Here is a 9,956-nt window from a genome sequence, read left to right as displayed (position 1 = left end):
GCGACTTGTGAAGTGACACGAAAGCTGCCAGACCAAACCCAACTAACCAGGGTGTGAGACTTGGCGGTCAGACTAGGATGATTGGAGCAATTAAGAATAAGAGCGAAGTATCTGCTCATTTCTTAATTGTGAAATCACTCCGAGTCTGCCAAGTCGAACCCAACTAACCCAGGGTGTGAGCAGTTGCGCCCAGACTTGAATGACTGGAGCCCAAACGGAAAAGAGCGGCTTTAGCCGATCGTTCCGATTGGCTGAAGTCACTTCAAGACTGCAACTGCGAACCCAACTAAAGGAGCTAATTTATGTCATTCTTTCAATCATTGAAATCTTTTTTGGCCCCTGAAGAAAGCAAAGCAAGTGCGACAGGAAAAGGCCAAGCTAAAGACCAAGCCATTGCTCATTACTTGCTGATCATCCGTCACGGTAGACCCGATTATGAGGCGAATCCTGCTGATCCGCCCTTATTGGCGGAGGAAGCGGCTTACTTAAAGGACCGCTACCAGGAATTTGAAGACCGCTTGAGCCCCTTTAACATTCAAATCCTATCCTCCCCCCTCAGCCGGGCTCAGCAAACTGCTCAAGCCTTCCAAGAAGCCCTTGCCCAAACTCCTAATTTAGAGATTGCGGATAGTTCAGATCTCGGGGGCGAAACGGTCATTCAGGACCGGATGCAAGAGGGGCAGGCCTTGGTCCTTGTCGCCCATGAACCTTATGTAAGTACTTGGCTTCGTCGTTTTGGGGGTTCTTCCAAAGATTTTGACAAGGGCGATGCTGCCCTCCTTGCGATCGATGAGGAAGGCAAAGGTCGTCTCGTGAAGTACATTAAAGCGCATTAATTAATAGAAGAGGAGTAGCTGATATGCGATCTAGCCATTTTCATTACCATGATAAGACACTAAGCAACGACCAAGAACCAACTATCCTGTGTGGCATTGTCAATGTCACGCCTGACTCCTTCTCAGATGGTGGCCAGTACAATAGCGTTGATAAGGCCGTCGCCCAGGCACAGAAATTGATCAAGGAGGGAGCGGGGATGATCGATATCGGAGGGGAATCGACCCGTCCTGGTAGTACCTATGTTGCGATTGAAGAAGAGATCAATCGGGTGGTTCCTGTGATCAAGGCCCTCAAGGAAGTGACGGATGTCCCGCTTTCTCTGGACACTTGGAAGGCGGATGTCGCTGAAGCGGCGATTGAAGCTGGCATCGATATCATCAATGACATTACCGGTTTCTTGGGCGATCCGCGCATGGCCCAAGTAGTTGGCCAGTCCCAGGCAGGGGCGATCCTTATGTTTAACCCTGTCACAGCGCGCCCAGACCACCCTGGCTCGCAGAAATTCCCAGAGTTCGGGGATCAAAGTGTCTTTACAGATGAAGAAAAAGCAGCCTTCAAGGAGATGCCAATTGAAGACGTCATGATGGCATACTTGGACAAGAGCTTAGAACGCGCGCATGAAGCGGGAATTGATGATGACCGGATCATGTTGGACCCTGGTATTGGTTTTGGTTTGACCAAGCGGGAAAATCTCAGCTTGATTCAAAAGATGGGCCTCCTCCATGATAAGGGCTATTGGATCTTCTTGGGTGTTTCCCGCAAACGCTTCATCCAGAATATGGTGGAAGAAGCCGGCTATAATGTGGATGTGTCGACTGAGCAAGGCTTTGAAAACCGGGATGAAGCTTCAGCCGCCCTATCTACCATTGCGGCTCGGCAAGGGATTGAAGTTGTCCGTGTCCATACCATGGCCCACCACCGTATCGCTTGTCAAATTGGCGATGCAGTTCGCTTAGCTGATCAGATGGAAGATGTGAACTTTGGAGCTTATGCTGATAAGAAATAAGGAGTCAAAGGACGAGCTAGGGCTTGTCCTTTTTTCTTTAAGACTTATTAAGGCTTAGCCAAGGCTTCAATCTAGCTTTTTTGATTTAAACAGGCGATAATAAGGCTAAAAAGAAATTATGTGAAAGGAAGACTTTTATGAAGAACTTGATGATTATTGTGAACCCCACATCAGGTGATAACCAAGGGGCTTCTTATGCCCAACAATTGAAAGAGAACTTGGCCCCTCACTTTGACCAAGTAGAGCTTATGGAGACAGAGGGGGATGGGGATGCGACAGATTTTGCCCGCCAGGCTTGTGAAGAAGGCTATGATAGTGTTTATGTGATCGGTGGGGATGGGACCATTAATGAGGTGGTCAATGGCATCGCTGAACAAGACCACCGGCCCAAGATGGGTTTCCTACCAGGTGGAACCAACAATACCTATGCCCAGCTCTTTAACATGTCCAACGATATTGAAGAGAGTATCGAACAGATTAACTTGGAAGAAATCCGAGCTGTCGATATCGGCAAGTGTAATGATACCTATTTTAGCTATTACGCTTGCTTTGGCGAGATGATTGATGCGACGACCTCTACGAGTTCAGAAGAGAAGGAACGCTTGGGGACCCTCGCTTATGCCAAAAATATTGTAAAAGCGCTGCCTAATGACCAAGTCCACGAGCTTCAAATCAAATCGGATACGGAATCTTTTGAAGGCAAAGCTAGCCATGTCTTTGTGCTCTTAACCAACCAGGTCGGCAACTTGCGCTTCTCTAAGAAGAGGGTCAGCCTCCAGGATGGGGAATTCGATGTCGTAATTGTGACGGATGAAGGTTTGGGGGCTAAATTGTCGGCTCTCAAGGATATGGTCTTTGGTCAATTGAATGAGAATGAAAACATCACCGCCTTCACTTGCCGGGAACTTTCCATTACCTGCTCCGACAAAGAAGACATCCAGCTCGATTTGGATGGGGATATGGGACCTAAGCTCCCTGCTCAAATAAAAGTCCTCCCCCAACATATTCAATTCTATGTCCCAGAAGCTATGGAGGATTAGTGTTTGGTAAAGAAGACTCCTAGGACCTTTAATATTATTAGTTGATAAAAAGATAGCGATTATCTTTTGAGTAGGAGTGGAAGGTTGAGCTTGACTTTTTAAGGCAAAATTAAAAAGGGCAAGGGATGCTCACAAATACAATTGATTTAAGAAGTTAGGCTTTTGTTCTAGCTTCTTTTTCTTTGGACGGGCTTATCAGCAAATAATGAAAAAGCTTACAAGTGAAAGCGATAACGTGTTATAGTAGAGAAGACGAAATAAAGGGGGAGCGATCATGCGTTCAAAAGAAGAATTAATCCAAGAATTGTCGGATATGGTCTTTGAGATGGAGGATGAAGAGATTATCGATACAGCTGAGGAGTATGTCCAAGCTGGTTATGATGTTCAGGATGCCATCATGGAAGGCTTAGTAGATGGGATGAGCCGGGCTGGCGTCCTCTTCGCTGAAGAAGAGTACTATGTGACCGATGTCCTGATCTGTTCGGATGCCCTAAATGAAGCCATGGCTATCTTTAAGCCCCTCTTGTTAGAACGCAAGGAAGAGGGCGGCCAGGCCCGCCATAAAATTGTCTTAGGAACTGTAGAAGGGGATACTCACGATATCGGTAAGAATCTGGTCAAGGTCATGCTCGAGGTGGGCGGATTTGAAGTGATTGACATGGGGCGCGATGTCCCCCTGGATGATTTTATCGACCGGGCTATCGAGGAAGATGCTGAACTGATTGGCCTCTCAGCCCTGATGACAACGACCATGACAGGGATGAAGACCCTAATTGAGCGCTTGGAAGAGCGGGGCATTCGTGACCAATTCAAGGTAATGATTGGTGGCGGGGCGGTTTCTCAGTATTATTGCGATGAGATTGGGGCGGATGGTTATTCTGAAGATGCCATTGAAGCCGTTGAATTGGCCAAACGTTTAGTTGGAGAAAGCGAGGATTAGGAGGGAACTGGTAATGAAGATTCAGGTTCAAGCTTGGGACCAGGTGGTAGACTATGATCCAGCGTCAGGGAAAAGTCTCTACGCCTGTTTGGTCGAAGCCGGTCTGCCTGTTCCTGGCGATTGTGGGGGCAAAGGGACTTGTGGGAAATGTCGTTTTAAGCTCTTGGAAGGTGAGCTGTCGGCTGAAGCTTACCAGGCTTTGGCGGGCCAGTATCCCCTAGCCTGCCGGGCACGCCCCCAGTCCGATTTGCGCCTGGCTTTTCTTAATATGGAAAGGGACCACCGGATTTTAGTCACGGGAGACCGTCCCGCTCTGGCTGGGCCTAAACGCTGGCGCCAAGTCAGTTTTAAATTGGATCGAGATTTGCTTCAAGCAGGGACGGACTTAGAGACCCGCCTGGTGCAAGAGCTGGACGTTCCATCCTTCCCTGCGCAAGTCTGGCAGGGGCTTGAAATCCAGCGCGATCAGACTTACCGGGCCATTATCTGTGATGATCAAGTCCTAGCCTTAGAGCCTCAACTGGCAGATGGTCGGATTTATGGCTTGGCTGTGGATATCGGGACGACTACCCTAGCTGCTAGCCTCATCGACTTAGAGACCGGGGAGGATGTCAGCCAGGCCTCTGCCCTCAACCCGCAAATCCAACAGGGGGCGGATGTCTTGAGCCGAATTTCTTATGTCATGACGGAAGGGGGGCGCGGTCTGAAGCAACTCCAACAAGCCATTAGACGGGCCATCCAAAGCTTAATCGATGAGCTCTGCCAGGATGCGGATTGCCTAGAAAGTGCGGTTTATGGCCTCAGTTTGGCCGGCAACACCGTTATGACCCACCTAGCTTTGGGCATCGATCCACGTCCACTGGGCCAGTCGCCCTATCTGCCTGTCTTTCGTTCCGGTCAGCAGCTCTCTGCTAAAGCATTCGGTCTGAGAAAAATTCCTAGCTCGGCCCAGGTCATGACCCTGCCGGCAGTTTCGGCCTATATTGGGTCGGACGTGGTCGCTGGGGCCTATGCGGCTGGCTTTAGTGAGCTTGGCAAGCGCCGGCTTTTGATTGATATCGGGACCAACGGAGAGATGTTAGTCCAAGATGGGGACCGCTATGTGTCTTGTTCCTGTGCCGCCGGTCCGGCCTTAGAAGGGATGATGATTTCATCTGGCATGAAGGCGGCTGCAGGAGCAGTTGAGGAATGTTTATGGCAGGATGGCCAATTTGACCTCCAAGTGATTGGCGGAGAAGATCCCCAAGGTTTATGCGGCAGCGGCGTCCTCGCTCTGATCCGGGAAGGCTTGCGGGCAGGTCTGATCAGCTACCGGGGTCGGATTATTGATCCGGAGTCTTTAGCCCCAGAAGATTGCCGCCGACCTTATCTCAAAGTCGATGACCAAGGCAAACGCTCCCTCCAAGTGGCTCCCCAAGTTAGCCTGACCCAGCACGATATCCGACAGGTTCAACTGGCCAAGGGAGCCATCCGTTCAGGGGTGGAAGTCCTCTTAAAAGCAAGCCAGCTAGAGGCTGAGCAGATCGACCAAGTCCTTGTGGCTGGGCAATTTGGGCGGCATTTGGCGGAGGCTAGTCTGATCAAGACGGGTCTTTTACCGGAAGGCTTTGCTGGGCGACTGTCATATATTGGCAACTCGTCCCATAGTGGGGCCTATCTTTACCTGATGGACCAAGAAGCCGCCCGGGGCTTAGAAGCGCTCGCCCGGCGGATTAATTATATTGAATTATCCCGTTTAGAAGACTATGACCGTGTCTTCGCCCGGGCGTCACTTTTTCCAAAATTAACAAGAAAGTAGAGGAGATTATGATGAAAGAAATGACAGCAAATCAACATTGGCAGGCCCTAAAGGCTGGCGAAAGCCTCGACCGGCTCCCAATTACCCTCTGCCACGCTGGCTTTGCCGCTAAATTAGCAGGGATGAATTACCGGGAGAGTTTTAATACGGCGGATAAATTGGCCAAACGTGAGCTCACTATCTACCGTGAATTTGCTTTAGATGCCCTGTCTGTGAGCTATACTTCGGTTAACTTTGCTATACGCCACCGCTCTAAGATTAAGAGCCCGCGTGAGTCCGCGCCTTCTGTAGCTGATCATGCCCTCAATAGCTTAGACCAAGTGGACCAATTGAAGGTTGAAGCAACAAGTTTTGACCGGGATATCTCCCAACGGATCAACTTGGAAGCTCTGGATAAGATTGACGGGGCAGTAGGGTCAAAATGCCACCCCTGCTATTGTATTTCCGCGCCGTTTACCCTTGCGTCGGGCATCTATCCCGCCGAGAAGATGCTGCGAGCGACGCGTAAAGATAAGGAAGGGCTCCACCGCCTCTTGCGCTTTGTGACCGACCGGGTGAAGGAAATTATCGAGCGGGCGGTTCAAATGCCGAATTTGAATTTCTTTATCTATGACCCAGTGGCTTCGGGCGCTTTGATTAGCCCCAAACAATACCGGGAATTTGTCCTTCCCTATACTAAGGAAATGATAGACTTCATTAAGATCCATGACCGCTGTGTGGGCATGCACATCTGTGGGGACATCAGCAACCACCTTGAAGCCATTGTGGAGACGGGCGTGGATATGATCAGCCTTGACCAAACCGTCGACCTAGGCCAAGCTAAGGAAAAAGTGGGCCAAGCTATTGCTTTGATGGGCAATGTTGACCCGGTACGGTGTTTCCTCCAAGGCAGTCCTGAAGAAGTTAGCCGGGCAGTGGAAGATTGCTTTGCCAAAGCAGGAGATAATCCAAGAGGCTTTATTATCCGCTCGGGCTGCCAATTGCCTGTGGATACCCCAGTGGCCAATGTGGAAGCCTTTATGGAAACTGCCCAGTCTTGTGCCCAAAAAGCGGCGCAAAATTGGCCCTAGCCATGGCTTTGTACAAAGGTCAGCCCTATCTTCCAGCCCGGTCCTTGGACTGTGCCCGGCCTTTTCCCGTTGAAGTCCTGGGACCTGGCATTGACGACTTAAGGACCATTAACCACTGGCCTTCTTGCCTGGCCGCCCTGGTTCAAAAATATCGCCAATACTACCGGCAGAACTATTGTCTTCTGCCTCTTAACCATTCCCTGGAAGCCGAGGCATATGGCATCCAGGTCTACCATGACCGTTACCTGGGAGACCGCTTAGATCCCCAAAGCAAGCGCCAGCTAGACCATGGACCGCTGGGAGCTCTACCGCTGACGGACAATGCCTTAGCCGCGTCTTTGGCAGCCTGCCAGCGACTCAGTCAAAGGGGCGAGAAGATTTGTTTTAACCTGACCGGTCCTTTTACCCTGGCTGAACAGCTCTATGATTTTAATGATTTGCTAGGATGCGCCCGCCGCCAGCCAGCTAGTTACCAGGCAGTGATGGCGCCCTTAGTTCAAGGCTTGACTCGTTTAGGCCAAGCTGCTCTTGATGCGGGGGCCAGCGTGCTCGCCCTAGCTGATCCAACTGGGGACCGAGAGCTCTTAGGCCCCCGCCACTATGGTCAAGTCGCTGGGGGCTTGCAGAGGGACTTAGTCGAGAGGCTTTTGCCCTCAGTCGAAGCGCGGGGAGCTAAGCTCTACCTGTCTCCGGGTCTTTACCGCGGCTTGGCAGCTTTAGGCTGGCTGGAACGTGGCCCCCAGCTAGCCCCGGCCCAGGATTTTCCCCATCTGCTCTTTAGGGAGACATGGTCCGCTAAGGGACTTGTGACTGAGAGCTTGCAAGGGGGCATCTATAAGCTCAATCCAATAAACAAGCAAGAGAAAGGTGATTCTAATGACAGAAATGATGACATCCGCTGACCGCCTGCAAGCCTATCAAGCCGGTCAAGCGGTTGACCGCCGCCCGATTATGCTCTTCCACGGAACAGTAGGGGCCAAATTGGCCGGAATGACCTACCGCGAATCCGAAATGACCGCTGAAAATATTGCCTATAAAGAGATTACCGTTGCCGAAAAATTTGCACCGGATAATTACTCGGTTAACTTTGGCCTCTATGGAATGGGACACGCCTTGGGCAGCCAGTTTAAAGCATCTGAAGATAGTTCGGATGCCATTGTTTCCTATGCCTTGGATGACTTGGCTGGCATTGACCAGCTTGATGTGGCAAGTCTCCGTCTCCGCAATGATCCCAATCAGCAGAAGCACTACGAGGCCATTGAAATAATCCAGAAGAAATTGGGGCCGGACTACCGCATTGACTATGAATTAAGTGGTCCGATAACGAGTGCTGCCAGCCTCTACCCACCTGAACAGCTCCTGCGCGCCACCCGCAAGAAGACCGACCAAGTCCACCAGCTCCTGCGCTTTGCAACGGATGCCCTGTTACAGATTATTGATGACTTTGCGGCGGCTAACCCTTCCATTGGCTTTTCGCTCACCGATCCGGTTGCCTCCGGGGCGCTCTTAAGTCCTAAGCAATACGAGAAGTTCTGCCAGCCTTATACCAAAGAAATTGTTGACCGGATCCACCATTATGGTAAATCAGTCACCCTCCATATCTGTGGGGACTGTACCAAGAGCTTGCCCTATATTGCAGGAACTGGGATTGACTATTTCAGTGCTGACCAGACCGTTGACCTCCAAGCGGCAAAGGCAGGTTTGGGACCTGACTGTGGCTTGATTGGAAACATTGATCCGGTGAAATATTTCTTACAAGGCCAGCCAGAAGATTTAGAAGCCCAGGTAGCCCAGTCTTACGTCCAAGCTGCTGACCATGAAGGCGGCTATCTGCTCGGCCCTGGCTGCAGTGTGCCTTATCATACGCCAGAAGAAAATATCCAAGCCTATATGGAAGCGGCCCGCCGCTATAGCCGCGATGACAAGTAGTTTTTAGTCTTTTTTAGGATTGATTCGTGCTATAATAAAGGTAAAATAAAGGGCTTGCATGTTAAGCACATAAGAGATGGGGGATTCTGATGAAATGGGATGATTTGAGACGGAGTAAGAACGTCGATGACCGGAGAGGCCAGAGTATGGGACGGCCATCACGGTCAGGCGGCAGTGGTTTAGGTGGCCTTTTAAGCCTGCTCCTGATGTCAAGGCGGGGCGGTGGGAAATGGCTTGTGATTATCATTATTTTGATGATGTTATTTGGCGGCGGCAGCTTCTTAGGGGGCGGCCTAGGTCAAGAAGCAAGCAATCAAGAAGCCCAGACCAGCCAGCAGGTAGAAACCCAGCAGGCTGGTGCCTCAAGCGAGGAGAAGGATTTCCTGTCGGCTGTCTTGGGGTCGACCGAAGATTTCTGGTCAGACCTCTTCCAAAGCCAAGGTCAGTCCTATGACCCCGCGACCCTGGTCCTTTATACCGACCATGTGCAAACTGGGGGCTGTGGCTTCGGATCAGCCCAGGCGGGACCTTTCTACTGTCCGGGTGACCAGTCAGTGTATATCGACCTTTCTTTCTACCGGGAATTGAAGAATCGCTACCAGGCACCTGGCGACTTTGCCATGGCCTATGTGCTTGCCCATGAGGTAGGCCACCATATCCAAAATGAACTTGGTATTATGGATAAATACCAGCGAGCTGTCCAGTCGGCGGGAGAGACGGAAGCCAACCAGCTCTCTGTTCGTCTAGAGCTCCAGGCTGACTACTTGGCTGGTGTCTGGGCCCACTATGCGGAAAATCAGGGCTTACTAGAGAGTGGCGATATCCAAGAGGCTCTCCAAGCTGCCAATGCCGTTGGAGATGATACCCTCCAGGAAGCCGCCTATGGACAAGTGGTGCCTGACAGCTTCACCCACGGCTCAGCCAAGCAGCGTCAAGCCTGGTTCGAACGCGGTTACAAGTACGGCGACCTGGACCATGGGGACACCTTTAACACCTATCTTGATTTTGAAAAATAAAATCATGATCAAAAGAGGGCCAAGTCGGTCCTCTTCTTTTTTGAAAAATATACTGACAGGACTTGCGTCTTTCCTAAAAAAGGCGTACAATAAAAGAGTTGCTAGATAAGAAATTAGCTAGCATACATTAAGCAGAAGTGGCGGAATGGCAGACGCGCTGTCTTCAGGCGGCAGTGTCTAACGACGTGTGGGTTCGACTCCCATCTTCTGCATTGAATAGGGTGTGAGCAGTTGCGCCCTGACTTGAATGACTAGAGGCCAAACGGAAAAGAGCGGCTTTAGCCAATCGTTCCGATTGGGTGAAGTCACTTCAAGACTGC

The 9,956-nt window shown here is 50.7% G+C and carries 9 protein-coding genes and 1 tRNA gene; all 10 read left to right on the top strand.

The features are described 5' to 3' along the window. Positions 1–302: 302 nt before the first annotated feature. The 10 genes from HMPREF2626_RS08235 (at position 303) to HMPREF2626_RS08190 (ending at position 9,848) form a co-directional block, all read left to right on the top strand. Complete coding sequence (locus HMPREF2626_RS08235; RefSeq protein WP_070619992.1) at positions 303–836, top strand: SixA phosphatase family protein; 534 nt, start codon at positions 303–305, stop codon at positions 834–836. A gap of 23 nt (positions 837–859) precedes the next feature. After that, the gene (folP, locus tag HMPREF2626_RS08230; RefSeq protein ID WP_070619989.1) at positions 860–1,843 is read left to right on the top strand and encodes a dihydropteroate synthase; all 984 of its coding nucleotides are present in this window, start codon (positions 860–862) and stop codon (positions 1,841–1,843) included. Between the two features lie 137 nt (positions 1,844–1,980). Further along, a complete protein-coding gene (locus HMPREF2626_RS08225; RefSeq protein WP_070619985.1) occupies positions 1,981–2,883 on the top strand; it encodes a diacylglycerol/lipid kinase family protein in 903 nt (300 codons plus the stop codon). 274 nt (positions 2,884–3,157) lie between these two features. Continuing rightward, the gene (locus HMPREF2626_RS08220) at positions 3,158–3,823 is read left to right on the top strand and encodes a cobalamin B12-binding domain-containing protein (protein ID WP_070619982.1); all 666 of its coding nucleotides are present in this window, start codon (positions 3,158–3,160) and stop codon (positions 3,821–3,823) included. A 13-nt stretch (positions 3,824–3,836) separates the two neighbouring features. Then, positions 3,837–5,621: an ASKHA domain-containing protein gene (locus HMPREF2626_RS08215; RefSeq protein ID WP_070619979.1), complete on the top strand. Its 1,785-nt coding sequence runs from the start codon at positions 3,837–3,839 to the stop codon at positions 5,619–5,621. 11 nt (positions 5,622–5,632) lie between these two features. Then, the gene (locus HMPREF2626_RS08210) at positions 5,633–6,691 is read left to right on the top strand and encodes a uroporphyrinogen decarboxylase family protein (RefSeq protein ID WP_070619976.1); all 1,059 of its coding nucleotides are present in this window, start codon (positions 5,633–5,635) and stop codon (positions 6,689–6,691) included. Between the two features lie 2 nt (positions 6,692–6,693). After that, positions 6,694–7,593: a uroporphyrinogen decarboxylase family protein gene (locus HMPREF2626_RS08205; RefSeq protein ID WP_141744616.1), complete on the top strand. Its 900-nt coding sequence runs from the start codon at positions 6,694–6,696 to the stop codon at positions 7,591–7,593. Beyond that, on the top strand, positions 7,568–8,620 hold the full coding sequence (locus HMPREF2626_RS08200) for a uroporphyrinogen decarboxylase family protein (RefSeq protein ID WP_083294411.1): 1,053 nt from the start codon (positions 7,568–7,570) through the stop codon (positions 8,618–8,620). The genes HMPREF2626_RS08205 and HMPREF2626_RS08200 overlap by 26 nt, the downstream gene beginning before the upstream one ends. 89 nt (positions 8,621–8,709) lie before the next feature. Next, the gene (locus HMPREF2626_RS08195; protein ID WP_070619970.1) at positions 8,710–9,636 is read left to right on the top strand and encodes a KPN_02809 family neutral zinc metallopeptidase; all 927 of its coding nucleotides are present in this window, start codon (positions 8,710–8,712) and stop codon (positions 9,634–9,636) included. 131 nt (positions 9,637–9,767) lie between these two features. Beyond that, positions 9,768–9,848: transfer RNA gene (locus HMPREF2626_RS08190), tRNA-Leu, on the top strand. The last annotated feature ends 108 nt before the right edge of the window (positions 9,849–9,956 follow it).

The organism is Aerococcus sp. HMSC062A02, assembly GCF_001809535.1.
Taxonomy (GTDB): Bacteria; Bacillota; Bacilli; order Lactobacillales; family Aerococcaceae; genus Aerococcus.
This window is presented reverse-complemented; position numbering and strand designations above follow the sequence as displayed.